Genomic DNA, 26,470 nt, shown 5'->3' on the forward strand with positions numbered 1-26,470 from the left:
ACTAAGTCAAATAAATGACCGATCGTTGATGGGCAGGAGGCTTCCCATGACGATCCATCATCAACCCGGCAAGGAACGCATCGACGCGGTGCGGGCTTTCAACCGCTTCTACACCCGCCAGATAGGTCTGCTCGACGAAGGCCTGCTGAAAAGCGCCTTCTCGCTGACCAAGGCGCGGGTGCTCTACGAACTGGCGCATCGCGATGGCCTGACCGCCAGCGATCTCATCCGCGATCTCGGCCTCGACGCCGGTTATGTCAGCCGGCTCCTGAAGAAGTTCGAGCACCTGCAGCTGATTGCGCGCGCGCCGCTGGCGTCGGATGCGCGGCAGTCGTCGATCACGCTGACGCCGGTGGGCCGGCAGGCCTTCGCGCCGCTGAACCGGGCTTCGCACGACCAGGTCGCGGCCTTGCTGGAGCGGCTTCCTGCTGCCGAACAGGACCGGCTGGTCAAGGCCATGCAGACGGTGCAGCAACTCCTGGGCGACAGCCCGGAGTCCAAAGTGCCGTATATGCTGCGCCCCTTGCAGGTCGGCGACATCGGCTGGGTGGTGCGCCGCCAAGGACAGATCTACGCACAGGACTATGGCTGGGACGAAACCTACGAGGCGCTGGTCGCCGAAATCCTCGGCGCCTTCGTAAAATCCTTCGATCCAGAATGGGAACGCAGCTGGATTGCCGAACGGCAAGGGGAGGTGGTCGGCTCGGTCTTCGTCGTGCGCAAATCCGACGCGGTGGCGAAGCTGCGCCTGCTCTATGTCGAACCATCGGCGCGCGGCCTCGGCATCGGCAAGCGGCTGGTTCAGGAGTGCATCGGCTTCGCCCGCGCCAGGGGCTACAAGACGCTGACCCTGTGGACCAACGACATTTTGACCGCCGCCCGGCACATCTATGAGAGTGCGGGCTTCAGGCTGGTGGACGAAGAGCGCCATCACGCCTTCGGCAAGGATCTGGTCGGCCAGAACTGGAACCTGGAGCTGTAGCGCCTTTTCACCGGAAGAAGGCAAGATCGCGCGCAAACGCTCTCACACTCTAACCGGAATCCATATCTCCAGCCCGCCATTGCCACTGCGCGGATGGAACTCCGGGCCGTAGCGTTCGAATTCGGGGCCGTCGGCTATATCGTGCCCCGAGGCCGGCAGCCATTTGTTCCAGATCGTGTTGACGGTGCGGCGGATCGTGGAGATGTGCTCGGCATGGGTGAACACGGCGTATTTCTGCGCCGGCACCCGCACCCGCGAAAGCTCCTTCGGCAGGTCCGAGAAATCCGAAACTTCGACGCCGGCGATATAGTCGAAATTGCCGGCATCGTCGCCGTTGACGCAGACGCCATAGGCGACGTCGCCGGTCTCGCCCGGAATGTTGCCGATATAGGGACCGAAGCGCTGCCACTGCATCGGAATGGCCGCGCTGGTTTCGCAGCTGTAGCGCTCGCCGAGGCCGGCAATGAGGAAGGGACGGCCGGTCTCGAAGCGCGGCGGCGGCAGTGAGGCGAGGAAGGACTGGTCCATCAGGATCGGCTCCACCAGGTCGAGATTGCTGAGGCTGCCCTGCGCGCGCACCAGTTCCGGCGTCGTGCCGAACTGATCGCGGAAGGCGCGGGTGAAGGCTTCGTGCGAGGCGTAGCCGGCATCGAGCGCGACCGCGAGGATGTCGGGCGCGCCGGAAGCCAGCTTGCGCGCCGCTTCGGTCAGCCGGCGCGCGCGCATATAGCCCATCACCGAACGGCCGGTGGCGGCGCCAAAGGCGCGCGTCACATGAAAGCGCGAGACGCCGCTGCTTTGCGCGACATCCTCAAGCGAGATCGCTTCCGGCAAATGGCTCTCGACAAACCACAGCGCTTTCTCGGTCGGGTTCATGAGTCTCCTCGCATTTGGCCACACCATGCTGCCGGCTTTTTGCGAGGCCAGTTTGATCGAAATTGCGCCTGTCGTAAAATCGAAGGGCGCTGGTCGACTGTGGCAGGTCACCATCGTGGAAAGCCGCTGCTGGGCGGCCTCGGCCTGGCTCGCTGGGACAATATCCGGGCGCGCTGGGTGCGGGCACCATCCTTGCCTTTGCCCTGTGGAACCACCGCCGGCTCGATGCCTTCCCCGCCGGCGAAAATGCCGCCGAAAGCCTAGATGTGCCGGTGGCGAGGACGCGCAAGACGACCTTTCTCCTCGCGGCGTTCTCGACGGCAATTCACGTCTCGGTCGGGAGGTCATCCGCAACCGTCATTGCCTGTGCCGTGACCGCATCTGCATGGCTGCCATCCCTCTTTTTCGGCTCTGGTGCAATGCGGCGCCTTGAATGGTAAGCACGCTTATAATATATACCGCTCATGGTTTCCGACGGCATAGATAGATTGGGCTTTTTGATCCACGACGTGCAGCGCCTTATGCGCAAGCGCTTCGAGGCGCGCGCCAGCGGTCTTGGCCTTTCCTCGGCACAATGGCGGCTTCTGGTTCGCGTCGCCAAGGAGGCCGGCGTCGCCCAGGCTCGCCTCGCCGAACTTCTCGAAATCGAGCCGATCAGCGTTTCACGCCTCGTCGACCGGATGGAGGAGGGCGGCTGGATCGAACGGCGCTCCGATGCAACTGACCGGCGCGTGCGCATGATCTTCCCGACAGCCAAGGCGAACGCGGCCTATGCCGAGGTCAAAAGCCTTGCCGGCGAAGTTTATGAGGAATCGCTGGTCGGCGTTTCGCCGGACGACCGCCGCGTCCTGATCCGGGCGCTGGACACCATCGTGCAAAACCTGGCGGACGGCGAGACGTCGTCCTTGAAGAGTACGGAAGGGGCAGCAGCATGAACGCGGCAGCCAAACTAGACGAGAATGTTACCAAGATCGAGACGCCGGCACAGCCGGCTGCCGAAGCGCCGGCACAGCCGGCTGCCGAAGCGCCTGCACAGCCGGCCGCAGCACCTGTCGCGGTGGCTCCCCCGGTTCAACCCGCTCCGGCTCCGGTCAAGAAGCGCCGCATCGGCCGCTTGCTGCTGATGGTCGCCCTGCCGGCCGCGCTGGCCATTGGCGGGGGCTACGTCTGGGTGACCGGCGGCCGCTATCAGGAAACCGAGAACGCCAATTTGCAGCAGGCCAAGGTGTCGATCGCCTCGGACACCGCCGGCCGCATCGTTCAGGTCGGCATCTCGGACAATCAGCAGGTCAAGCAGGGCGATGTGCTGTTTGCCGTCGACCCCGAGCCCTACCGGATTGCATTGGCGCAGGCCGACGCGGCGGTCGCAGTCGCACGCGTCGGTATCGAACAGCTGCGCGCCGCCTACAGCCAGGCGCTGGCGCAGGAAAAGTCCGATGCCAGCCAGGTCGACTACGCGCAGTCGCAGTACGACCGCGCCGCCGACCTTGCCCAGAAGGGCATCAACGCCAAATCGTCGCTGGACGAGGCCAAGAACGATCTCGACAAGGCCAGGCAGCAACTGGCCGTTGCCGAGCAAGGCATCATCAGCGCCAAGGCGGCTCTCGCCGGCAATCCCGATATCGAGACCGACAAGCATCCGACGGTGATGGCCGCACTCGCCGCGCGCGACAAGGCCGCCTACGATCTGGCGCAGACCACGGTCAAGGCGCCGGCCGACGGCGTCATCAGCCAGGCCTCCTCGTTCAAGATCGGCCAGTATGTCGGTTCCGGCACGCCGCTGTTTGCGTTGGTCGAGACCGGCGACACCTGGATCGATGCCAATTTCAAGGAAACCCAGCTTACCCACATGGAGCCTGGCCAGAAGGCCGAGATCGTCGTCGACACCTATCCGGGCAGAACTTTCGAGGCCACCGTCAAGGCGATCGGCGCCGGCACCGGCGCGGAGTTTTCGCTGCTGCCAGCTCAAAACGCCACCGGCAACTGGGTCAAGGTCACGCAGCGCATTCCGGTGCGCCTGGAACTGACCGATGCCGACGCCAAAATGGCGCTGCGCACCGGCATGAGCGCCTCGGTTACGGTGGATACCGGCGTTGCTCGCGGGTTCCCCGCTATCTTCGGCCACGCCACCGCAGGCGAAGCACAATAGACTGTGAATGGACCGTGATCTCGAAAAGCAGGATCACGGCCCGGCAGAACGCCCGCCGCAGGCGAGGTGAAGTTGAGATGACAGGATCGGTCCGACGGCAGGTTGAACGAGGGGTGGATTGGACCGGGCCGCATCGCGGCCTGCCCAGAACCTGGACCATCTCGGCGCCCATCCTTCGGACCTTGGATTTCCGGGCGGCAAGCGCCTGATGTGTCGAGACCTTCGATCGATGTAACCCCCACATCGATAGATCGCGTCCCACCGCGATGAGGGTCTCTTCACCAGAGAAGGCCTCGCCGCCCGGAAACCTAGTGTATACGTTTTTGTTACCTGTCGGAAGTTCCGCATCATGACCACACCAGAACCTTTCAAGGAAGTGCCGCATCGCGGCCTGATCACCGTGGCGCTGATGCTGGCGACGGTCATGCAGGCGCTCGACACCACGATCGCCAATGTCGCGCTGCCGACCATGACCGGCGACCTCGGCGCGTCGCCCGACAACATCAACTGGGTGTTGACCTCCTACATCGTTGCCGCCGCGATCATGACGCCGGTGACCGGCTGGCTGGCCGACCGCTTCGGCCGCAAGGAACTGTTCCTGGCGGCGGTTGTCGGCTTCACCGTGTTCTCGATGCTGTGCGGCATTGCCTGGAGCCTGGAGAGCATTGTGTTCTTCCGGCTGATGCAGGGCGTGTTCGGCGCAGCCATCGTGCCGCTGTCGCAGACCTTCCTGCTCGACATCAACCCCAGGGAACGCCACGGCCAGGCGATGGCCATCTGGGGCGCCGGCATCATGCTGGGGCCGATCCTGGGTCCGACGCTGGGCGGTTGGCTGACCGAGAATTTCAACTGGCGCTGGGTGTTCTTCATCAATTTGCCGGTCGGCATCATCGCCTTCCTCGGCATGGCAGCCTATTTGCCGGTCGTTGCCCGGCGGATCCGCAGCTTCGATTTCTTCGGTTTCGCCATGATTTCGCTCGGCGTCGGCGCACTGCAGCTGCTGCTCGACCGCGGCGGCGAGGTCGACTGGTTTTCCTCGGTCGAAATCTGGATCGAGCTTGCTCTTTCGATCACCGGCTTCTGGGTGTTCATCATCCACACACTGACGGCGGAACGTCCTTTCATCGACCCCAAGATCTTCCTCGACCGCAATTTCGTCACCGGTCTGGCCTTCATCTTCGTTATGGGCGTGCTGATCCTGGCCTCGATGTCGCTGCTGCCGCCGATGCTGTCGACCATCTTCGGCTATCCGACCGTCACCATCGGCGTCGTCCTGGGGCCGCGCGGTGTCGGCACGATGATTTCGATGCTTGTCGTTGGGCGGCTCATGAGCAGGATCGACGCCCGCATCCTCGTCGTCGTCGGCTTTCTGCTCACCGCGCAGTCGCTCTACACCATGTCCTCCTTCACGCCGCAAATGGACAATTGGCTGATCCTCAGCTCCGGCGTCATCCAGGGCCTGGGCATGGGCATGGTGTTCGTGCCGCTGTCCACGGTGGCCTTCGCCACGCTCGACGTGCGCTTTCGCACCGACGCCACGGCTCTGTTCAGCCTGGTTCGAAATCTCGGTTCATCGATCGGCGTGTCGGTGGTGACGGTTCTCATGGTGCGCAACACGCAGGTCAATCACACCGAACTGTCGGCTTTCATCAATCCGTTCAACCCCAATTTGTGGGCGGCCTCGCCGGCGGCAGCAGGCGGCGATCCGACGGCACTTTCGCAGGTGGACCGCATGGTCAACATCCAGGCGATGATGATCTCCTACGTCAACGACTTCAAACTGCTGATGGTGATGACGCTGGTTGCCATTCCGTTTGTCTTCCTGCTGCGCAAGCCGAAGACCGCTCCGGCCGGCGCGGCCGCTCCTGCCGCGCATATGGATTGAGGCGGGCGCCGGTAGCGCTGGCAGCAAGCTGGTTGCCCCTGATGATTGTTGCTCGGATGATCGTCAAAACCCGCGTGTGCAAAAGAATATCGATAATGAGCCGTTGGAAGTTGATTTGAAATGACATTTGCACCTTTGGTATCTGGTTGCTGACGCCTCCAATTCCGTTACAGTTCATCTTGAATTAGCACATCTGTAACATTGTCAGTCGACTTTCGTCTGGCACGACAGAGGCCCTTTCTTGTTTCAGGTGCCAAACCGGAGGAGGTCTGTTTGGTCACGAAGTCATCCAGAAGATCCGTCGGGGCGCGCGGGCCGGTGGGCGTAGCCGCATTGGCAAGACTGGCTGACGTTTCCTACGATACGCTCGAGGGAGAACTTCGCACGACCATTGCGGGTCTCGAAGGGCAGACCCTGCGCTTCGAGACTGCGATCGAGAATATTTCGCAAGGCATCTGCTTTTTCGATGCCGATGAACGCCTGATCCTGAGCAACCGGCGCTATGCGGAAATCTACCGCATTGCGCCCGAGGAATTGCGGCCTGGCGTGACACTGAGCGAAATCGTCGAACGCCGCGTCGCCGCCGGCACGGCGGCGACGGCCGCCGACACCTATCTCGCAACGGCTCGCTCGATCAATTCGGGCAAGGCTTCGCGGCTCTGGACCGCCAAACTTGTCGATGGTCGCACAATCCAGATCCGTAACCAGCCCATGCCCGATGGCAGTTGGATCGCCACGCATGAGGACATCACTGAACTTCTCGCCAATCGGCAGATCGTCGACGAGCGCATTTCGCTGCAGGCGCTGATCGACTGGGTGCCGGATTATCTCTGGGTCAAGGATACGCAAAGCCGTTTCGTCGTGGTCAACAGCGCCCTTGCGACCGATAGCGGGCGCAACAAGACCAGCGACATGATCGGTTTGACCGATTTTGATCTCCACGCCCCGGAAGTTGCGCGGAAATTTCGCCTGGTCGAGCAGCGCCTGCTCAAGAGCGGACAACCAGTGATCGACGCGGAAGAGTTTGTCGTCGATGCGTCGGGGAACGGCAAATGGCTTTCGTCGACGAAGGTGCCGTTGCGCAATCGCCAAAATGAAATCTTCGGCCTGGTTGGCATTGCCCACGACATCACCGCCCGCAAGCAGGCGGATGTCCTTCGCAGCGGGCAGGCGCAGATCCTCGAAATGATTGCCACGAGCGCGCCGCTGGAGGACGTGCTCGACCGCCTCATGCGCTTCGTCGAGGCTCAGTTGAAGGGAATATTCGGTTCCGTCCTGCTGCTCGACAAGGACGGCATTCATTTGCGTCACGGTGCGGCGCCGGGCCTGGCGAAAGCCTATACGAGCGCCATCGATGGGGCGGCCATCGGTCCCAAGGTGGGATCCTGCGGAACCGCCATCTACCGGCGGGAACCGGTCATTGTTACCGATATTCTGCAGGATCCGCTTTGGGACGATTACCGCGAACTGGCGGCACCCCATGGCTATCGTTCGTGCTGGTCAACCCCGATCCTGTCGCATCGGGGCGTCGTGTTGGGCGCCTTTGCCATGTATTCGATGACCGTGCGCGAACCCACCCATGCCGAGACCCGCCTGATCGAATTCACCACACACATTGCCGGCATCGCGATCGAGCGCAAACTGGCGGAAGACCAGATCCACTTCATGGCCAACCATGATGCGCTGACCGGCCTGCCCAATCGCGCTTTGCTGGAGGATCGGCTTTCCCAGGCGGTCCTCTACGCGCAGCGATACAATCGCTGGATGACGGTGGTGTTCATCGATCTCGACAATTTCAAACTGGTGAACGATACGTTTGGCCACAATGCCGGCGACGAACTCCTCAAGACCGTCGCCAGCCGTTTGGTTGGATGCGTGAAGGCCACCGACACCGTCGTGCGGCTTGGCGGCGACGAATTTGTCATCGTCCTGTTCGACCAAACCACCAATGTCGATGTGGTCTCGGAAACCCTGCAGACGATCAGGGATGCGATCGCGGAACCGGTTCTTGTCGGAGAGCATCGGCTGAGAACGACGGCCAGCATCGGCATCGCAAATTACCCGAAGGACGGGACCAGCCCGGATACGCTGTTGGCCAATGCCGACGCCGCCATGTATCGCGCCAAGGAATTCGGCCGCGACAATTTCCAGTTCTATGCCCCGGAGTTCAACTCAACGGCACATGAAAAATTCCTGCTTCAGGAGGAATTGCGAAACGCGCTCGCCCGGTCGGAATTCGCTCTGCATTATCAGCCACAGGTGGATCTGCGATCGGGGCAGGTTTTCGCCGTCGAAGCGCTGGTGCGCTGGAACCACCCGACGCGAGGCCTGGTTTCGCCGGCGATGTTCATCCCGACCGCCGAGGAGACCGGGCTGATCGTGCCGCTCGGCGACTGGATCCTGCACGAAGCCTGCCGGCAGAACAAAGCCTGGCAGCGCGCCGGTCTGTCGCCCGTAACCGTCTGCGTCAACGTGTCGGCGCGGCAGTTCCGGGAGAAGAACCTGATCGACCGCGTCGTCAACGCATTGAAGGAAAGCGGCCTGGAGGCGAGGTATCTCGAGCTCGAAGTGACGGAAAGCCTGATCATGCAGGATTTCGAGCTGGCGGTCGCAACGATGAACGGACTGCAAAAGCTCGGCGTGCAGATATCGATCGACGATTTCGGAACAGGCTATTCCAGTCTCAGCGCCCTCAAGACGTTTCCGGTGGCGCGGCTGAAGATCGACAAGTCCTTCATCAACGATCTCGCGACCGACGAGAACGATCAGGCGGTCACTGGCGCCGTGATTTCCCTGGGGCAGAAGTTGAACCTTCGGGTGCTGGCCGAAGGTGTCGAAACGGAAGACCAGGTCGCCTTCCTGCGCAAGAACAATTGTGACGAGGTGCAGGGCAATTATTTCAGCGAACCCCTGTCGGCCGGGGATATCGGCGAGCTGATCGCGAAAGGCTGACGGCTGGCTCGCGCCGTAACCGCTGGCTGCTATTTTCCGAGCACCAGGCTCCAGTAGCGGATGGCGCTGTCGCGTCCGTCGCGTACATAGGCGAGGCCGAAGCGGCTGAAATCCGGATCGAGCATGTTGCGGCGGTGGCCAGCCGAATGCATCCATATGTCGAACAGTTTCTGCTGGTCGAAGCGGCCCTCGGCGATGTTCTCGGCGGCGGCGCCCCGCACGCCATTGTCCTTCATCCGCGACGCGAAATCCTTTCCCCAGCCCGTCGTGTGGCTCATGCGCTCGCGTGAGGCCATATAGCCGGCCTGCTGCCGAGCGGCCTGCTCGAGCTGGGCGTCCGGCACCAGCGCCGGCAGTCCGGCCGAAGCTCGGATGCCGGCCAGCGTCGCGGTGGCCGAGGACGACACACCGGCGCCTTCGCCGGTCGGCACCGAGACCGTGCTGCAAGCAGCGAGGCCGGCCATGGCTGCAAGGCCGATCAGCAGCAGGCGCCTGTTTGGTTTTGGACTTGCTGCGCCAGAGCGGGTTTGCGCGAGCGGGTGATTGGTGGTGCAGATCATTGTCATGCCTGCCTGACTTAGCGGCGATCATGGCTTTTGCCGGGCAGGGCTGCGAAAATCTCAATCGCTGGCCTCCGTGCAGGTTCGGCCGGCCGATTCGAATGGGAAGGTCGGCGGCCGATGTAGTCTCGGCGCGCTGCGTCCGATCAGCGTTGCGCGTCGGTCGCCATTTTAAGCGCCAGCCCAGCAAGCACCGTGCCCATCATCCAGCGCTGGATGACCATCCATAGCGGCCGTCCGGCAAGGAAGGTGGCGATCGAACCGGCCGTTACCGCGACGATGGCATTGACGGTCAGGCTGATCGAGATCTGCGTGGCGCCGAGCACCAGAAGCTGCGACAGCACATGGCCCTTGCCCAGCGAGATGAACTGCGGCAGCAGCGACAGATAAAGCACCGCCACCTTGGGGTTGAGGAGATTGGTCATCAGGCCCATCGCGAACAGCTTGCGCGGCCTGTCCTTCGGCAGTTCGCGCACCTGGAATGGTGAGCGCCCGCCGGGCCGCACCGCTTGCCAGGCGAGCCATAGCAGATAGAGCGCGCCGGCAATGCGCAGTGCGTCATAGGCAAACGGCACGGCAAGCAGCAGCGCGGTGATGCCCAGCGCAGCCGATACGACATAGAACAGAAAGCCGGCCGCCACGCCGCCGAGCGAGATCAGCCCGGCCTTGGGGCCTTGCGACAGCGAGCGCGAGATCAGGTAGATCATGTTCGGCCCGGGCGTCAGCACCATGCCCAGGCAGACCAGCGCGAAGGCTAGATGGTTGGCGGTTTCGGGCACGGGCAATCTCCGGGAAGCGGTGACGATACCGAGCACGCGTTTTGACTCACCGCAAGAGCATGATGGCCGGAGACTTTGCGCCAGCGTCGAAAATTGGCGAAAGCGGCGAAGCCGCCAATTTCCCCCGCAAGGGGGAAGATCAGCAGCTTCAACCCTCAGCTCACCACGCGCAGGTTCGAGAGCTCGTTGGCGATTTCCTTGAAATTGTCGGACAGCGTGGCGCCGGTCGCGTTCCAGAACAGTTTTGCAGGCTTGCTCGGGTCGGCCGGATCCTTGCGGAAGCGCGAGTCCGACGAGCACGTCTTCAGTGCCTCCATCGCGCTCTTGTCGCCGGCGTCGGTCGTCGACATGTCGAGCGCCACCGTCATCACCATGATGTTGGCCGCCTTGGCGTTGTTGCACAGCGTCGCCATCTGCTCGTTGAGCGCGGCGGTGTAGTTGCTCGACGAATAGTTGAGCTGGCCGATGGCGCTCGACGTGCCGCCGAACAGGCGGGTGACCGCAGTGCCGTTGTAGCCGACGCCGGTATAGCCATAGCCGGCATAGGTCGACTTGTTGCCGGCGGGGTCGGAACTCACCGTCGAATAGGTGTTCTCGCCGTCGGTGAGCACGATGACCACCTTGTCATTGCCTCGTTCCGTCTCAGGACGTCCTCCTGTGAAAGGCTCCGTGCTGGAGACGGTGCGCCAGCCCCAGGCCATGCCTTCCGGCACATTGGTGTTGCCGTTGGGCGCCATCAGGTCGATTGCTGCCTTGATCTTGGTCAGCCCGGCGGCGTTGGCGACGTCGGTCAGCGGTGTGATCGGCGTGGTGGTGCAGCTGTAATTCGGACCTGCACCCGTCCCCAGCACCGGAGCATTGATCGGCCGTGGCTGGAAATACTTGGCCATGTTGGACTGCCTGGTCTTGCCGGTGGTGCTCGCCGGATCGTCGTTCCACCAGCTGTTGGCTGCGCCATAGGTCTTGGGGGCCACCTCGTCGGGGTCCTGCGTTATGTACCAATGATTGCCCGGCTCGTCCGGCGCGAACATCGGCACGAACATGGTCGCGGGATCGCCGACGCCGGTGCCGGTGTTGTTCGGTCCGCCGGAGGCCGGCGCGTCGGTGACATTATAGGGGTAGGGACGGACCTCGACGCAGCCCTGCCAGCTGGCGAACGGTCCGTATGTGTCGTTGTAGTCGTATTCGTTGTGGCTGTCCGAGCATGTATGATTGGCACGATATTTGTCGCAGACCACGCGTTTGCTGCCGACGATGCGCTCGTGGCTGGTGACCACCTTCATGTCGCGGTAGAGCGAGAAGCGGGTCAGCATCTGCCCCTCCTGCTCACCCCAGCCAGTGCCTTTCTTGTACCAGATGCCGCCGATCTTCTGGGCATATTTGTCGGCTGCGTTAAGGGTGGACCAGGCGAAATTCTCATTGTGGATGGGCGACAGCCCGTAGGCGTCGATCCACGACGCGTTGTCGTTGCTGGCGCCGACATTGACCGAGGCGGCGAACGGCACAAGGCTGAACTGGACCGGCTTGTCGATCTGCTTGATCATCGCGGCCTGCAAGGCAAGCGTGTCGACGAGCTGCTTGGCGGCTTGCTTGAGAAGGTCGATGCGCTTTTGTCCGGCACCCGTGCCCGTGTTCGACATCGACCCCGAATTGTCGAGCACCATGGCCACTTCCAGCGTGTTCTTCAGCCGGACTTGCGAACACACGGAGTAGGTGACGTTTTCCGACGTCCTGCCGATCAGCATCGCCGCTGCCGGCAGGAAATAGGGCTTGTAGACCAGGCTGGCGCACAGCTTGACGATGCCGCCGCCGGTCGTGCTGCTGGGCAGCGTAACGCTGAGCGTCGTGTCGGCGGGATCGACGTCGTTGAGGTTTGCCTTGAAGAAGTCGAGCGCATAGGCCCGCAACTGGTCGTCGGTGGCGCCTTCCACCAGCCGGCGCGCGGTGGCGAAGTTGGCGGCGTCGAGCGCGTTGACCACCCTCTGCTTCTCGCTGACCACGCCGGTGTAGTCGACGGCCATGGCCACGCCGCCCATCAGTGGCACCATCGCCACAACGGTCATCAGAGCGTAATTGCCGCGGCGGTCACGCCAGAAGTCACGCCGGAATGTGCGCCAGAGTTCACGCATGTGATGTAAGCGGCCCCGCCTGCGGATTCTTCAATGCCGCCACAGTTTCACAAAACGTTGAAGGACGGGTTTGGGAAACTGCTCGATTGCGCGGATAGCGCTTCACCAGGCGCTAACCAAATGCGCCAGCTGCCGAACGCAAAACGCCCCGCCGAGGCGGAGCGCCTTGTTCGAAAGATCGCGCCGATCAGCTGACGATGCGCAGGTTCGACAGTTCGTCGGCGATTTCCTTGAAACTTTGCGACAAGGTGGCGCCGGTCGCGTTCCAGTACAGCTTCGCCGGTTTGCTCGGGTCGGTCGGATCCTTGCGGAAGCGCGAATCCGAGGAGCATTTCTTGAGCGCATCTATGGCAGTCTTTTCCGCCGGCTTGGAACTAACAAGGTCGAGCGAGACGGTCATCAAGAGAATGTTCGAATTCTTCGCATTGGCGCAAAGGGTTTGCATCTGCTCGTCAAGCGCGGCCGTGTAGTTGGTCGCCGTATAGGTTGTCTTGGCGACGGTCGTGTTGACGAACAGGCGGGTCGCAGGCTCCACTGGCTTCGGAAAATTAGGACCGGTGTAGCCATAGGCGGCGTAGGTCGATCCATTCTTGGCGTAGTTGCTGGTCATGTCGTTGCTGGGGCCGATGCTATAGGTGTTTGCGCCGTCGGTCAGGACGATGACCACTTTGTCGTTGCCTCTTTCGGTGTTCGGCCGGCCTTGCGTAAAAGGCTCGTTGCTCGACACCGTCCGCCAGCCCCAGGCCAGCCCTTCCGGCACGTTGGTGTTGCCCGTCGGGGCCATGGCATTGATGGCATCGGTCAGGATTTTCTTGCCATCGGTGGTGGTTATGTCCTGCAACGGCGTGATCGCGGCGGTCGTGCATGCCGAATTGGGTCCATCATCGGCCGCAGCGGCTGCTGCGTCCCAGGGCTTTGTCAGAAAATACTTGCGCATATCCGCCTGGCGTTTGGGGACAGTCAGCGTGTCGGAATAATCGATCCACCAATTGTTGGCGTAACCCCACGTCGATGTGCTGGTGCGAGTTGTGTCGGTCCAGAAATTGCCAGCTTCGTCCGGCGCGAACATCGGCACGAACATGGTGGCGGGCGTGCCAGTGGTCGGCGACGTGTCGTCGTCATTATAGGGATACGGCCTCGCCTCCACGCAGCCCTTCCAGGCTTCGTATTTGGCGACGACGGAGGTCTTGCAAGTGCCGTTCGAGTTTTTCTTCGTACAGGTCGTTGCCATCATGTCCTGATAGAGGGTGAAACGCGTCATCTCCTTGTCTTTGTCAGTGCCCCAGCCCGTGCCGCGCTGGTAGTAAACGCTGCCTACTTTTTCGATCCATTTGGTGGCATTTGCCGCCGCTGTCATCGTCGACCAATCGAAGTTCTGATGATGGATCGGGGAAATGCCGGTCGTGTCCAGCCACGTCGGCAATGGAGCCGGGGGGATCGGAGCGCCGACATTGACCGACGCAGAAAACGGGACCAGCGAGAACTGCACCGGCTTGGTCACCTGCTTCATTTGTGCGGCCTGGAGCGCCATTGTATTGACAAGCTCGGTCGCGGCCTTCTTGAGCAAATCTATTCGCGGCTGGCCGGTGCCGGAGCCGTTGATGCTCATAGAGCCGGAATTGTCGAGCACGAGAGACACTTCCAGCGTGTTTTTGAGGCGGATCTCCGAGCATGCCGATGTTGTGACGTCGGCGGCGGTTCTTCCGATCATCATGGCCGCTGCCGGCAGGAAATAGGGGTGGTACGTCAATTCGGCGCACAGCTTCAGCGTGCCACCACCTGCGTTGTTGTTGGGAAGCGTCACCGTCAGGGCCGTATTGGCTGCTTTGACGCGGCCGAGATTGGCTTCGAAGAAATCCTTCGCATAGGCCTTGACTGCCGTGTCGGTCGCCCCGGTGACGATCTGCTGTGCCGTGGCGATCCCGGCGGCATCCAGCGCATTCAGCATGTTCTGCTTTTGACGCAGGAGGTCGGTGTAGTCGATGGCAAGCGCCAGCGCGCCCATCAAGGGCACCATGGTGATCACTGTCATCAAGGCATAGTTGCCGCGTCTGTCGTTCAGAAATCTGCGGATCATGCCTTCAGCACCCCTGCCAGGACCCCAATATCGGTCCGAAGATGCCCACAAAATCGTTAAATTTCAGGTTGCTGAACTGCGTTCAACATAGGGCCATCTTTTCAAGGCTCGTTAACCACTCGGCCCTGGTGATCAGCGGTGCGACATTGTTTCGATCGACCGAAGCTCGGAGAAGGGTGGTTCCTGCCTGTTGCAACCTTCGATCAGCCCGTTGCGCAACAGCCTCGCAAGTGCCGAAAAGCTGGTGACAGGATGAAACGCTTCGGTTAATGCGGGGCCGGTTGCGGCGGACCGTCGGCTGCAGCTCTCGCAATGATCGTCACAGCAGGTAAACGGCATGGCGGATTCGCCTGATATCATCGGCTCGCTCGCGGATTTGTCGGGCGCCTACTCGGCCATCCTGTGCGATGTCTGGGGCGTGATCCACAATGGCGAATGGCATTTTCCGGCGGCTGCCCAAGCGCTTGCCGCCGCGCGTGCGGCGAAGGTCCCGGTCGTCCTGATCACCAACTCGCCGCGCCGCAATGCCGATGTGGTGGCGCAGATGAATGCGATCGGCGTTCCCGCCGCCGCCTACGATCGCGTCGTCACCTCAGGCGATGTGACCCGCGACCTTATCGCCGAAGGTCCACGAAAAATCTTCCATATCGGCGCCGACCGCGATTTCACCCTCTATGACGGTCTCGACGTCGAGCTCGTCGAGGAGTTCGAGGCTTCCGGCGTGGTCTGCACCGGGCTGTTCGATGACGAGGTGGAAACGCCTGAGGACTACGCCGATATGCTGCGCCGGCTGCGCGCCAGGAACCTGCCTTTCATCTGCGCCAATCCCGACATCGTGGTCGAACGCGGCGAGCGCATGATCTGGTGCGCCGGCGCCTTGGCGCGCGACTATGCCCAGCTTGGCGGCCGCACGCTGATCGCCGGAAAACCCTATGCGCCGGTCTATGACGTAGCGCTGCGGGAGGTCGCCGTGCTTCTCGGCCGAGACGTCGCGCGCACCGAGGTGCTGGCCATCGGCGACGGCATGATGACCGACGTCAAGGGCGCCGCCGACAACGGCATCGACGTGCTTTACGTCTCGGGCGGCATTCACGCGCGCGACTATGGCGATCCCATGCAGCCGGACCCCGCCAGGCTTGCAGCCTTTCTGCAAAAGCACGGCTACCGGCCGGTCGCCGTCATTCCGAGACTGCGGTAGGGTTGCTGCATGAGCGCAGCTTTCGAACACATTTCAGCAACCGCGCCGCTGCCGCCGCATTTGCGCGGCGGCGTGGTGGCGATCGGCAATTTCGACGGCGTCCATCGCGGCCACCAGGCGGTGCTCGATCGCGCGCTTGCCGAAGCCGGGCGGCGCGGCGTGCCGGCGCTAGTGCTGACCTTCGACCCGCATCCGCGCAAGGTGTTCAGGCCGGATATGCCGCTGTTCGTGTTGACGCCGCCGCCGATGAAGGCGCGGCTGTTGTCGCATCTGGGCTTTGCCGCACTCGTCGAACAGCCGTTCACGCGCGCCTTTGCCGGCCTGTCGGCCGAGGCTTTCGTGACCGATGTACTGGAGTCGAACCTCGGCATCACCCATGCCGTGACCGGCTTCGATTTCCACTTCGGCAAGGACCGGCAGGGCGGTCCTGCGTTTCTGATGGCGGCAGGCGAGCGCCATGGTTTCGGCGTCACCCTGGTCGACGCCTTTCGCGACGAGGGCGCCGAGGTCGTGTCGTCGAGCCGTATCCGCGAGCTGCTCTGCGAGGGAGAGGTCGCCGAGGCCGCAGGCCTGCTCGGCTACCGCTTCACCGTCGAAAGCGAAGTGATCGGCGGCCAGCAGCTCGGCCGCACGCTCGGCTTCCCGACAGCCAACATGAGGCTTTCGCCGGAAACGACTCTGAAGGAAGGGATTTATGCCGTCCGCTTTCGCCGCGCCGACGGCACGCTCTATGATGGTGTCGCCAGCTTCGGGCGTCGCCCGACTGTCGACGACAATGGCGCGCCGCTGCTCGAAACCTTCGTCTTCGACTTTGCCGGCGATCTCTATGGTGAGATCTGCGACGTATCGTTCTTCGGCTTTTTGCGCCCCGAGGTGAAGTTCGATGGGCTCGATGGGCTGGTGGCACAAATGAAGCGCGACGAGGCGGAGGCGCGCGCGCTGCTGGCCGGCGTCAGGCCGCTTTCGGATCTGGACGGCGCCATCGCTTTTTGAGCCTTCCGGCCGCTTACCTCTTCAAGCCCCTACTTCTTCAACGCCAGTCCGAGAGCGATGAAGCTCCAGCCCTGGAAGATCAGGTCGATGGCCAGGAACAGGCCGAGCACCCACAGGCTGTTGACCGGCCAGCCCATGGCGATGGTCAGCCCCGCCAGCACGCTGATCAGGCCCGCCGCGACGACCCAGCCCCAGCCCTTTTCCGGTCGGTGGCTATAGCCGACCCAGGCCCTGAGCGCGCCTGAAGCGACCAGCGCCACCGCCAGCAGCAAGGTCAGCACCGTCGAGGCCAGCAGCGGATTGTCGAAGGCAAAGAAACCGGCAACGGCATAAAGTAGGCCGCTGAGCAGCCAATAGAAGAAGCGACTCCAGGTCTTCACGCCGAAGGCATGCACGATCTCGATGATGCCGGCCATCAGCATCAGCCAGCCCACGACATAGACCGAGGCGACGGTGGCGATGAACAGATTGCCGAAGGCAATGCCGCCGAAGATGAGCAGCAGCACGCCGAGCGCGACGAACCACCCCCATTTGTCCCGTGTCCGGCCGATCGCATCTTTCAGGGTATCACCGTGCAGGGTCATGGCTGCATCTCCTCGAAATCGCCTGGCACCTTGCCGGGAGGTTAGCCCCGGCTGTAGCGGACGTCCAGCCGATGGCGACGGCTAGCAAACAAACAAAGCGTCGGTGGCTTGAGGTTCGCGCGTACGTGTCAATTTATGGCAGCCCACCCAGTCACAAGGACGAGGACAAGCGTGACGATCGCTCCAGAGACGTAGACGATCGTTCTGACACTGCCACCCTTGGCGGCATTGCCGCCGCGTAGGTAAACCCCCAGGTGAAGCAGGCGTATCGCCACATGAACCCAGACAATGGTCGCCAACGTGGCCGACCCAACGCCAACCATCATGGCCAGCACCGCCGGGACGACAAAAGGCGCCAGCGCCTCGACCGAGTTCATATGCATGCGGTCGATCCTGTAGAGGAGATTGGCGTCGTCGGCCGGGATCACCGGACCGGAAAGCGCTCCGGCAAATCCCTTGGACGAACCCGAGTAAACCGCCAGCGCGACTGACAAAAGACAGAGGATCAGTACACCGAGGATGCTTAGCCAATAGGGTTCCATAATTGTGCTCCTTCAGGTCACCTTGCTGGCAAAAAGATCTTGGAATCGCCTGAGATACAGCGGCCAGCCTTGATCACCGTCAATCCCAAAGCGCACGCCTTCCCAGCCTTCGCCATGACGTTCGAGATTGCGATGCTCGATCTCGACGCAGGTCCGGCTATTCGTCTCCGCCGTAAACCGGACTTCCCACTCGCTGGTCCTGTCCGGATTGGTCTCGATCTGCCATTGAGGGCTGATATCCCAACTCAGAAGCAGTCGGTTCGGCGGCTCGTAGGCCAGCACCCGTGCCCAGCGGCACTCGCTGCCATCCACACCGCGGTCGTAGACGTGACCGCCAACGCGGGGTTCGAAGATCGTCTCCGCGATCGGCACCGCAAGCAGGTTATGCTCTTTGGGTTTGAAACTGCCGAAGTCCTCGGTGAAGACCTTGAAGGCATGTGCGATCGTAGCCTCGACAAGGATGGAGTGCCTCACGGGCGGTTGATGCGTGCTCATTCCTGCTCCTTCAAGGGCTGTTCGACGACCACTTTGTAGGCCGCCAAGGTCTTGCTCCAGAACCGGTCGAGTTCGGCGCGCAGGCTGGCCAAGCCTTCCGGTTCGACCCGGTAGATGCGTTGCTTGCCTAGCCGTGTGTTGGCCACGAGGCCGGCGTCCTTGAGCACCTTCAGGTGCTGCGAGACCGCCGGCCGGGTGACAGGAAGCGCACGAGCCAATTCCCCGACCGAACAGGGTTGTTCGACCAGCAGTTCGAAGATCGTCCGCCTGGTCGGGTCGCCAAGCGCTGTCCATCTGTTCATGTTAGTCTGCACTAACGCGAATTTAGGCAACCTCGCTATTTCTGTCAACTCGCCACAGGCCCGGCGGCGCCCTGTTCAAATGGGCCACAGCGCAAAAAACAGGGTCGCAGTTGCCGCCACTGCTGTAGATTTTAAGTCAAATTTTACCGAACCGGCGCCATGGCTTTGGCTGCCGGGTGTTCTCTCCGTTTTGTTTCGCGTATGGGGTGATGATGCGTATTGTCTGGACGATTCCGCTGTTTCTCGCCTCGGCGCTGCTCACTGTGTCCACCGCCAATGCGGGCGAGGGTGCCTTCGGCTGGATGTCCGGCGACTGGTACCTGACGCTTGGCGCCACCGGCATGGTCGCGCCGAAATTCGAGGGCTCCAACAGCTATCTGCTCAGCGCATCGCCGATCATCTCGCTGGGCAAGGCCGGCCCGGCCGCACGCTTTAGCTCGCGCAACGACAACATCTCGCTGGCGCTGGTCGACGATGGCGGCGTCCGCGCCGGCCTGACCGGAAAATTCCTGTTTTCCCGCGACAGCAAGGATGAGCTCAAGGGCCTCGACCCGGTGCGCTGGGGCGGTGAGGTCGGCGGCTTCTTCGAAATCTATCCGACGGACTGGCTGCGCGCCCGCGCCGAACTGCGCCATGGCATTCGTGCCCATGATGGCTTTGTCGCCGACATCGCCGCCGATGCTTTCTACGACGTGACGCCGACTGTCAGAATTTCGGGCGGACCACGCGTGTCCTTTGCCTCGTCGGGCTATTTCGACTCTTATTATGGTGTCAACGCCAAGGAGGCTGCGGCCTCGGGCCTGAGCGAATACCATCCTGGCGGCGGCCTGAAATCGACCGGCCTTGGTGGCGCCATCACCTGGAAGGTGACCGATCCGATGACCGCCAGCCTGTTCGGCGAATATGCGCGCCTGACGGGCCCGGCCGCCGATTCCAGCCTGGTCAAGGAGCGCGGCGACCGTAACCAGTTCACGGTCGGCGTCTCGACCACCTATCGCTTCGACTTCGCGATGTAAGTGAATCGAACAAGAGACGCTTTATTCCTGCGGCTTTCTCGGCTAAAAGCCCGGCAATGACGAGCTTTTCGCGCCTTCGCGCGCTGACGATACGAATTACAGGCCCGGTGTTCCGGGCGGCCTGAGCGCCGCCGGAGCCGCCGGGAGTTTTGCGCGCGCCCTCGCGCTTTTTCCAAATCATGATAGTTCACGCCCGAGCTTTTACGCCCGCCGGGCAATGCACATGGCAGACCAATGACCGACACTGTTGAAACGATCGACTATTCCAAGACGCTTTACCTGCCGCAGACGGATTTCCCGATGCGCGCCGGCTTGCCTGAAAAAGAGCCGCTGCTGGTCAAGCGCTGGCAGGATATGGACCTTTACGCCAAGCTGCGCGAGGCGGCCGCCGGCCGCGAAAAATACGTGCTGCATGACGGCCCGCCCTACGCCAACGGCAACATCCATATCGGCCACGCGCTGAACAAGATCCTTAAGGACGTCATCACCCGCTCGTTCCAGATGCGCGGCTATGACTCCAATTACGTGCCCGGCTGGGACTGCCACGGCCTGCCGATCGAATGGAAGATCGAGGAACAGTACCGCGCCAAGGGCAAGAACAAGGACGAGGTGCCGGTCAACGAGTTTCGCAAGGAATGCCGCGACTTCGCCGCGAACTGGATCACGGTGCAGGGTGGCGAGTTCCAGCGGCTCGGCGTCGTCGGCGACTTCAAGAACCCCTATACGACGATGGCTTTCCACTCGGAGTCGCGCATCGCCGGGGAGTTGTTGAAGTTCGCCATGTCGGGCCAGCTCTATCGCGGCTCCAAGCCGGTAATGTGGAGCGTCGTCGAGCGCACCGCACTGGCCGAGGCCGAGATCGAATACCATGATTATGAGAGCGACACGATCTGGGTGAAGTTTCCAGTTGTGTCAGGATTTTGGAGCGTTGAGCACTTTGTATCAGACGCTGCACCGTCCATGCGCGTTCCGGAAAGCGTTGCACTTTTGGACAACGCCCACGTCGTCATCTGGACGACAACCCCGTGGACGATCCCCGGCAACCGTGCCGTCAATTATTCGTCACGGATCGGCTACGGCCTTTATGAAGTTACCGCAGCCGAAAATTCGTTCGGTCCACAGCCCGGTGAAAAGCTGATCTTTGCAGATGCGCTTGCCGAAGACTCCTCGGCCAAGGCCAAGGTCACCTTGAATCGGCTTCGCAGCGTTTCGGTCGAAGAGCTTGGAAGCCTTACACTTTCACATCCCTTCAAAGGTCTCGGCGGCGGCTACGAATTCGCCGTGCCGATGCTGGCCGGCGAGCATGTCACCGACGACGCCGGCACCGGCTTCGTCCACACCGCGCCCGGCCATGGCCGCGAGGACTTTGATGCCTGGATGGATGCGGCATCGGATTTGCGCGCACGTGGCATCGACCCTGCCATCCCCTTCACTGTAGATGATGCCGGCTTCTTCACCAGGGACGCGCCGGGTTTTGGCCCGGATCGCGAAGGCGGGGCGGCGCGCGTCATCGACGACAACGGCAAGAAGGGCAATGCCAACCAGGCGGTCATCGACGAACTGATCAAGCGCAACGCGCTGTTCGCGCGCGGCCGGCTGAAGCACAGCTATCCGCACTCGTGGCGGTCGAAGAAGCCGATCATCTTCCGCAACACGCCGCAATGGTTCGTCTATATGGACAAGGACCTCGGCGACGGCACGACGCTGCGCAGCCGTGCGCTGAAGGCGATCGACGACACACGCTTCGTGCCGGCGGCCGGCCAGAACCGCATCCGCGCCATGATCGAGGAGCGCCCGGATTGGGTCTTGTCGCGCCAGCGCGCCTGGGGCGTGCCGATCGCCGTCTTTGCCGACGAGGACGGCAATGTGCTGAAGGACGAATCCGTCAACCAGCGCATCATGGACGCATTCGAGAAGGAAGGCGCCGACGCCTGGTTCGCTGCCGGCGCCAAGGAGCGTTTCCTCGGCAATCACGATGCCTCTAAATGGAAGCAGGTGATGGACATCCTCGACGTCTGGTTCGATTCGGGCTCGACGCATGTCTTCACGCTGGAAGACCGTCCGGACCTGAAATGGCCGGCCGACGTCTATCTCGAAGGCTCCGACCAGCATCGCGGCTGGTTCCACTCCTCGCTGCTCGAAAGCTGCGGCACCAGGGGCAGGGCACCTTACGACACCGTCGTCACCCATGGCTTCACCATGGATGAGGAGGGGCGCAAGATGTCGAAATCGCTCGGCAACACCGTCGTGCCGCAGGACGTCATCAAGCAGTCCGGCGCCGACATTCTGCGGCTATGGGTGGTGACGACCGACTATTGGGAAGACCAGCGTCTCGGCAAGAACGTGCTGCAGACCAACATCGATGCCTATCGCAAGCTCAGGAACACCATCCGCTGGATGCTGGGCACGCTCGCCCATGACGATGGCGAGGAAGTGCCGCTCGAAAAGATGCCGGAGCTGGAGCGGCTGATGCTGCATCGGCTGGCCGAGCTCGATGAGGTCGTGCGCTCGGGCTACGACGCGTTCGAGTTCAAACGCATCACCCGCACTTTGCTGGACTTTATGGTGGTCGAGCTGTCGGCCTTCTATTTCGACATCAGGAAGGACGCGCTCTATTGCGAGGGGCCCGCCAGCGTGAAGCGCAAGGGCTCGGTGCAAGTGGTGCGCCACCTCTTCGACTGCCTGGTGAAATGGCTGGCCCCGATGCTGCCCTTCACTACGGAAGAAGCCTGGCTCGACCGTCATCCGGATGCTGTCTCGCTGCATCTCGACCAGTTCCCCGAGATTCCGGCCGACTGGAAGAACGAGGCGCTGGCGGAAAAATGGCGCAAGGTGCGGCAGGTTCGCCGTGTCGTCACCGGCGCGCTCGAGATCGCACGCGCTCAGAAGGTCATCGGTGCCTCGCTGGAAGCCGTGCCGGTCGTGACCCTCGACGATGCCGCGCTTGAAGCCGCGATCGCCGATGTCGACATGGCCGAAATGGCGATCACCAGCGATCTCGTCATCGCCCATGGCAAGGCGCCGGAAGGCGCCTTTGCGCTCGACGACGTCAAGGGTGTCGCGGTGGTGGTCGAAAAAGCCGAGGACCGCGGCTTGGTCAAATGCGCGCGTTCGTGGCGCTATACCGCCGATGTCGGGCAGGACGTGGAATTCCCCGACGTGTCTGCCCGCGATGCCGCCGTCCTGCATGAACTCAAGGCTCTGGGACGTTTGTGACTGCTCATAAGCCGGTGCACAAATGCCACGCCGCGTGGGCGAAAACCGCCCGCGCGTTGCCCTTAACGAGTGGTTGAGATAAACACGCGAAACTCCGGAAGACAAATTGTCGCCGGAATTCCGTCGCAAGAGCGTGGACGATGGGGACCGGGCCTTTGGCCGGTGACGATCGAGAGGCTGTCTAGAGTGGGACTTTTTGGCATGATCGACAGAACTTCCGTGCGCGTTGCGCTGCTGGCGCCGCTTGTCGCGTCCGGCCTCGCTCTGTCCGGTTGCATGGGCTCGCCTACCTACGGCACCGACAAGACGGCTGGCGAGCAGCTTGCCGGAGACCTTTCCGGCGCCTTCGCGATCACGCCCAAGCACAAGGAACAGATCGACTACAGGCCGCGTCCGGAGCTGGTAAAGCCGGCGCCGGGGCAGAAGGAAGTGCTGCCGCCGCCGCAGGAAAGCATCGAGACGGCGAGCACCGATTGGCCCGAATCGCCCGAGCAGCGCCGCGCCCGCCTGCGTGCCGACGCCACTGCCCACCAGGACGACCCGTCCTATCAGTCGGGGATCGTCGATGACGTGCAGACCGATCCGGCTTCCGTGAAGAAGGCGCTGGCGGATTCGGGCTCCAGCCACCCGCCGGCCTGGTCGCCGAAGGATTCAGACAAGGGCCGCGCCGCCGAGATCCAGCGCCGCACCGCAGAGCAAAAGCAGGGCGACCCCAACACTCGCAGATATCTGAGCGAGCCGCCTCTGGCCTATCGAGCTGCCTCCGACACGGCGCCGCAGGGCGAACTCGGCGAGGATGAATACAAGAAGGAACGCCGCCTCAAGAAGGAAGCGGCCGCCAAGGGCAAGAGCGGCGGGCTCTTCGACTGGCTGCCCTCCTGGTAGGAACCGTCGCCTTCGGTAGCTGAAGGCTCTACGTTTCGCGTCTTTCCCGAAAGAATTCCCTGAGCAGCAGCGCCGCGTCGGCCTCGGCCATGCCCGGATAGATGTCGGGCGTATGGTGGCAGGTCGGCGAGGCGAAGAAGCGCACGCCGTTGACCACCGCGCCGCCCTTCTCGTCGGCCGCGCCGAAATAGAGCCGGCGCAGCCTGGCGAAGGAAATGGCGCCTGCGCACATGGCGCAGGGTTCCAGCGTCACATAGAGGTCGTGGCCGGTCAGCCGCTCCCTGGAGAGCGTTTGGCAGGCCGCGCGGATGGCCAGCATTTCGGCATGCGCCGTCGGATCGGCAAGTTCGCGGGTGCGGTTACCGGCGGATGCCACCACCGTGTCGCCGCTGGCGATGACGGCGCCAACTGGAACTTCTCCACGCAAGGCGGCGGCTTGCGCCTCTTTCAGCGCCAGCGCCATGAAATCCGGCCGCTTCACGCGGTTTCCATTCCGATTATCTCCTCGCCACTTGGCGGTGATCCTGTTATGGAGCGCGTCAACCCGAATATCGGAACAGATTTTCGGAAATGATCATGCGCCAAATCAAAGTGCTATAGCGTCCTTTGCGCGTCCGAAAGGATGCGCCACGCTGTAGCAGCGCAACAAGGCAAAGGCCACATGGACGACAACGACAAGAAATCTCCGCGCCACAAAGGCCCGGGCAAAAGCGGCCCTGGAGCCGCGGGGCCGCGCCGCGATGGCGCCGCCGGCAAAAGCGGCAAACCCTCCTTCGGGGCCAAGAAACCCTATTCACCGCGAGGCGCCCGGCCCGCAGCGGCTGAGGGCGAGCGGCCCAAGCGCGATTTCAAAAGTGGCGACCGGCCATTCAGCAAAGGTCCGCGTTCCGAAGGCAAGCCCTTCGAAAAGCGCGAGGGACCGCGCAAGCCATATGCACCACGCGGTGACCGGCCGATGGCAGCCGAAGGCGAGCGCAAGCCGTATGAAAAGCGCGAAGGGCCGCGCAAACCCTATGCGCCGCGTGGGGATCGCCCTATGGCGGCCGAGGGTGAACGCAAGCCGTATGAAAAGCGCGAGGGGCCGCGCAAGCCTTATGCACCGCGCGGCGATCGGCCGGTTGCGGCCGATGGCGAGCGGCCAAAGCGCGATTTCAAGGGCGGCGATCGGCCGTTCAGCAAGGGGCCGCGTCCCGAAGGCAAGCCTTTCGAAAAGCGTGAAGGGCCTCGCAAGCCCTACGCACCGCGTGGCGATCGGCCTGCTTCCGCCGAGGGCGAAAAGCGTTTTGACCGGCCAAAGCGCGATTTTGGCGATCGCCCGCAGCGCGACGCCGGAGATCGTCCCAAGCGTGACTTCAGCGATCGCCCCAAGCGCGATTTCGGTGGTGACCGGCCGCAAGCATCTGGCGGCGCCTTCAAGCCGCGCCCGCGTCCGGCAGATGCGGAAGAAGCCGGCGAGCGTATCGCCAAGCGGTTGGCCCGCGCCGGCCTGGCGTCGCGCCGCGACGCCGAAGACCTGATCGCGGCGGGCCGTGTCAAGGTCAACAACCGGGCTTTGACCTCGCCGGCCTTCAACGTCATGCCGGGCGACATCATCCATCTCGACGGCATGGAGATCCCGCCGATCGAGCGCACCCGCCTGTTCCTGTTTCACAAGCCTGCCGGCGTCGTTACCACCAACCGCGACCCCGAGGGCCGCAAGACCGTGTTCGACGTGCTGCCGGCCGAATTGCCACGGCTGATGACCATCGGCCGCCTCGACATCAACACCGAAGGCCTGCTGCTGCTCACCAACGATGGCGGTCTGTCGCGCGTGCTCGAACTGCCTGCCACTGGCTGGCTGCGCCGTTACCGCGTGCGCGTTCATGGCAAGGTCGAGGAAAGCATGCTCGCAGGCCTGCGTGAAGGCATTGCCGTCGACGGCGTCTTCTACGGCGCCATCGAGGCGACGCTCGATCGTGAACAAGGCACCAACGCCTGGCTGACGATCGGCCTGCGCGAAGGCAAGAACCGCGAAGTGAAGAACATCCTTGGATCGCTCGGCCTCGACGTGACGCGGCTGATCCGTATCTCCTACGGACCGTTCCAGCTCGACGATCTCGCCGAAGGCCATGTGCTGGAGATCAAGGGCCGCGTCTTGCGCGACCAGCTCGGCGAGCGGCTGGTCGAGGAATCCGGCGCCAATTTCGACGCCGAGATCATCAAGCCGTTTTCCAACCAGCCGGTGCGGCGAGAGCGTGACGCGGAGCCGGAACGGCCGAAAGTCACCCGCGAGGGCGACCATCGGCCGATCGGCGAGGGCGGTCTGATCAAGAACCGCAAGCGCCGCGAAGGCAGCCGCGACGAAGCGCTCGGCAAGCTGTCGACCAGTCCCGAAAGGGGCGCGAGGCCGGAAAAGAGCTTTGGCGAACGCGGCCCGAGACCCGAGCGCAGCGAGTTTTCGGACAAGCCGCGCAGCGAGTTTCGCGAAAAGCCGCGCGGCGATTTTGGCGACAAGCCCCGTGGGGGCTTCGGCGACAAGCCGCGCGGCGCCTTTGGTGACAAACCGCGCGGCGGCAAGAAGCCCGAGCGCGAGCAGCGGCCGATCGATCCGCCGGGCCAGCGCAAGGCTAATGTCTGGATGGCGCCGGGCGCGCGTCCGATCGGCAAGGGCAGGGCGGAAGCCGATGCCGCCAAGGCGGCCGAGGCCAAGGCGCGCAAGGCGTCGTTCAAGCCGTCCTATGGCAAGCCGTCCTATGGCAAGCCGGGCGGAGCCAAGCCGTTCGGCAAGCCGGGTGGCGAGCGTCCGGATGGCGGTCGGGGCGGCGAGCGGCCACGCAACGGTCCCAAGGGCCCGAGGACCAGATGATGCCG

Annotated in this window: 21 protein-coding genes and 1 pseudogene; 12 read left to right on the forward strand and 10 right to left on the reverse strand. The window is 62.8% G+C overall.

Features of this window, described 5'->3' with window-relative positions; translation table 11 throughout:
• The first annotated feature begins 46 nt into the window (after window positions 1-46).
• A complete protein-coding gene (locus ACYG97_RS04940; RefSeq protein ID WP_023734261.1) occupies window positions 47-982 on the forward strand; it encodes a bifunctional helix-turn-helix transcriptional regulator/GNAT family N-acetyltransferase in 936 nt (311 codons plus the stop codon).
• Window positions 983-1,024: 42 nt separating this feature from the next.
• Here ACYG97_RS04940 and ACYG97_RS04945 read toward each other — a convergent pair whose 3' ends face one another.
• Complete coding sequence (locus tag ACYG97_RS04945) at window positions 1,025-1,858, reverse strand: AraC family transcriptional regulator (RefSeq protein WP_023734260.1); 834 nt, start codon at window positions 1,856-1,858, stop codon at window positions 1,025-1,027.
• Window positions 1,859-1,987: 129 nt separating this feature from the next.
• Between ACYG97_RS04945 and ACYG97_RS04950 the strand changes: the two are divergent.
• The 5 genes and pseudogenes from ACYG97_RS04950 to ACYG97_RS04970 all read left to right on the forward strand — a co-directional run.
• Window positions 1,988-2,196 (forward strand): annotated as a pseudogene (locus ACYG97_RS04950) (iron chelate uptake ABC transporter family permease subunit); the annotation flags it as partial.
• A gap of 126 nt (window positions 2,197-2,322) precedes the next feature.
• Window positions 2,323-2,793, forward strand: a complete 471-nt coding sequence (locus tag ACYG97_RS04955; protein WP_023705728.1) for a MarR family winged helix-turn-helix transcriptional regulator — start codon at window positions 2,323-2,325, stop codon at window positions 2,791-2,793.
• A complete protein-coding gene (locus ACYG97_RS04960; protein ID WP_023734259.1) occupies window positions 2,790-4,007 on the forward strand; it encodes an HlyD family secretion protein in 1,218 nt (405 codons plus the stop codon). The genes ACYG97_RS04955 and ACYG97_RS04960 overlap by 4 nt, the downstream gene beginning before the upstream one ends.
• Before the next feature lie 349 nt (window positions 4,008-4,356).
• Window positions 4,357-5,892, forward strand: coding sequence for a DHA2 family efflux MFS transporter permease subunit (locus tag ACYG97_RS04965; protein ID WP_023734258.1), 1,536 nt, complete (start codon window positions 4,357-4,359; stop codon window positions 5,890-5,892).
• A 333-nt stretch (window positions 5,893-6,225) separates the two neighbouring features.
• The gene (locus ACYG97_RS04970; protein WP_245260852.1) at window positions 6,226-8,844 is read left to right on the forward strand and encodes an EAL domain-containing protein; all 2,619 of its coding nucleotides are present in this window, start codon (window positions 6,226-6,228) and stop codon (window positions 8,842-8,844) included.
• Between the two features lie 29 nt (window positions 8,845-8,873).
• Here ACYG97_RS04970 and ACYG97_RS04975 read toward each other — a convergent pair whose 3' ends face one another.
• The 4 genes from ACYG97_RS04975 to ACYG97_RS04990 all read right to left on the reverse strand — a co-directional run bounded on the left by ACYG97_RS04975 (window position 8,874) and on the right by ACYG97_RS04990 (window position 14,389).
• On the reverse strand, window positions 8,874-9,404 hold the full coding sequence (locus tag ACYG97_RS04975; RefSeq protein WP_023671529.1) for a CAP domain-containing protein: 531 nt from the start codon (window positions 9,402-9,404) through the stop codon (window positions 8,874-8,876).
• A gap of 146 nt (window positions 9,405-9,550) precedes the next feature.
• A complete protein-coding gene (locus tag ACYG97_RS04980) occupies window positions 9,551-10,183 on the reverse strand; it encodes a LysE family translocator (RefSeq protein ID WP_023734257.1) in 633 nt (210 codons plus the stop codon).
• 155 nt (window positions 10,184-10,338) lie between these two features.
• Window positions 10,339-12,312 carry a pilus assembly protein gene (locus ACYG97_RS04985; protein ID WP_023734256.1) on the reverse strand — a complete coding sequence of 658 codons (1,974 nt, stop codon included), beginning with the start codon at window positions 12,310-12,312 and terminating at the stop codon, window positions 10,339-10,341.
• Window positions 12,313-12,499: 187 nt separating this feature from the next.
• Window positions 12,500-14,389: a pilus assembly protein gene (locus tag ACYG97_RS04990; RefSeq protein ID WP_023694757.1), complete on the reverse strand. Its 1,890-nt coding sequence runs from the start codon at window positions 14,387-14,389 to the stop codon at window positions 12,500-12,502.
• 337 nt (window positions 14,390-14,726) lie between these two features.
• On the opposite strand from ACYG97_RS04990, the gene ACYG97_RS04995 reads away from it, so the two are divergent.
• Both ACYG97_RS04995 and ACYG97_RS05000 read left to right on the forward strand, forming a co-directional pair.
• Window positions 14,727-15,587 carry a TIGR01459 family HAD-type hydrolase gene (locus ACYG97_RS04995; protein ID WP_023734255.1) on the forward strand — a complete coding sequence of 287 codons (861 nt, stop codon included), beginning with the start codon at window positions 14,727-14,729 and terminating at the stop codon, window positions 15,585-15,587.
• Between the two features lie 9 nt (window positions 15,588-15,596).
• Window positions 15,597-16,580 (forward strand): bifunctional riboflavin kinase/FAD synthetase, encoded by a 984-nt coding sequence (locus ACYG97_RS05000; RefSeq protein WP_023734254.1) that lies wholly within the window; start codon window positions 15,597-15,599, stop codon window positions 16,578-16,580.
• Between the two features lie 29 nt (window positions 16,581-16,609).
• On the opposite strand, the gene ACYG97_RS05005 is transcribed toward ACYG97_RS05000, so the two are convergent.
• The 4 genes from ACYG97_RS05005 to ACYG97_RS05020 all read right to left on the reverse strand — a co-directional run bounded on the left by ACYG97_RS05005 (window position 16,610) and on the right by ACYG97_RS05020 (window position 18,503).
• Window positions 16,610-17,164 (reverse strand): HdeD family acid-resistance protein, encoded by a 555-nt coding sequence (locus ACYG97_RS05005; protein ID WP_023671535.1) that lies wholly within the window; start codon window positions 17,162-17,164, stop codon window positions 16,610-16,612.
• Window positions 17,165-17,292: 128 nt separating this feature from the next.
• Entirely contained in the window at window positions 17,293-17,706 is a 414-nt protein-coding gene (locus ACYG97_RS05010) for an MAPEG family protein (RefSeq protein WP_023734253.1), read from the reverse strand.
• Window positions 17,707-17,718: 12 nt separating this feature from the next.
• Window positions 17,719-18,201 (reverse strand): SRPBCC family protein, encoded by a 483-nt coding sequence (locus ACYG97_RS05015; protein ID WP_023694759.1) that lies wholly within the window; start codon window positions 18,199-18,201, stop codon window positions 17,719-17,721.
• The gene (locus ACYG97_RS05020) at window positions 18,198-18,503 is read right to left on the reverse strand and encodes an ArsR/SmtB family transcription factor (RefSeq protein WP_023689559.1); all 306 of its coding nucleotides are present in this window, start codon (window positions 18,501-18,503) and stop codon (window positions 18,198-18,200) included. The genes ACYG97_RS05015 and ACYG97_RS05020 overlap by 4 nt, the downstream gene beginning before the upstream one ends.
• Window positions 18,504-18,715: 212 nt before the next feature.
• On the opposite strand from ACYG97_RS05020, the gene ACYG97_RS05025 reads away from it, so the two are divergent.
• The 3 genes from ACYG97_RS05025 to ACYG97_RS05035 all read left to right on the forward strand — a co-directional run bounded on the left by ACYG97_RS05025 (window position 18,716) and on the right by ACYG97_RS05035 (window position 23,620).
• The gene (locus tag ACYG97_RS05025) at window positions 18,716-19,519 is read left to right on the forward strand and encodes a MipA/OmpV family protein (RefSeq protein ID WP_023734252.1); all 804 of its coding nucleotides are present in this window, start codon (window positions 18,716-18,718) and stop codon (window positions 19,517-19,519) included.
• 234 nt (window positions 19,520-19,753) lie between these two features.
• Entirely contained in the window at window positions 19,754-22,735 is a 2,982-nt protein-coding gene (gene ileS, locus ACYG97_RS05030; RefSeq protein WP_023712763.1) for an isoleucine--tRNA ligase, read from the forward strand.
• 201 nt (window positions 22,736-22,936) lie between these two features.
• Complete coding sequence (locus tag ACYG97_RS05035) at window positions 22,937-23,620, forward strand: hypothetical protein (protein WP_023682973.1); 684 nt, start codon at window positions 22,937-22,939, stop codon at window positions 23,618-23,620.
• Between the two features lie 28 nt (window positions 23,621-23,648).
• On the opposite strand, the gene ACYG97_RS05040 is transcribed toward ACYG97_RS05035, so the two are convergent.
• A complete protein-coding gene (locus ACYG97_RS05040) occupies window positions 23,649-24,101 on the reverse strand; it encodes a nucleoside deaminase (RefSeq protein ID WP_023724815.1) in 453 nt (150 codons plus the stop codon).
• A gap of 180 nt (window positions 24,102-24,281) precedes the next feature.
• Between ACYG97_RS05040 and ACYG97_RS05045 the strand changes: the two genes are divergently transcribed.
• Entirely contained in the window at window positions 24,282-26,465 is a 2,184-nt protein-coding gene (locus tag ACYG97_RS05045) for a pseudouridine synthase (RefSeq protein WP_023734251.1), read from the forward strand.
• Window positions 26,466-26,470 lie beyond the last annotated feature (5 nt).

The sequence above is a fragment of the Mesorhizobium sp. W067 genome, assembly GCF_054719525.1.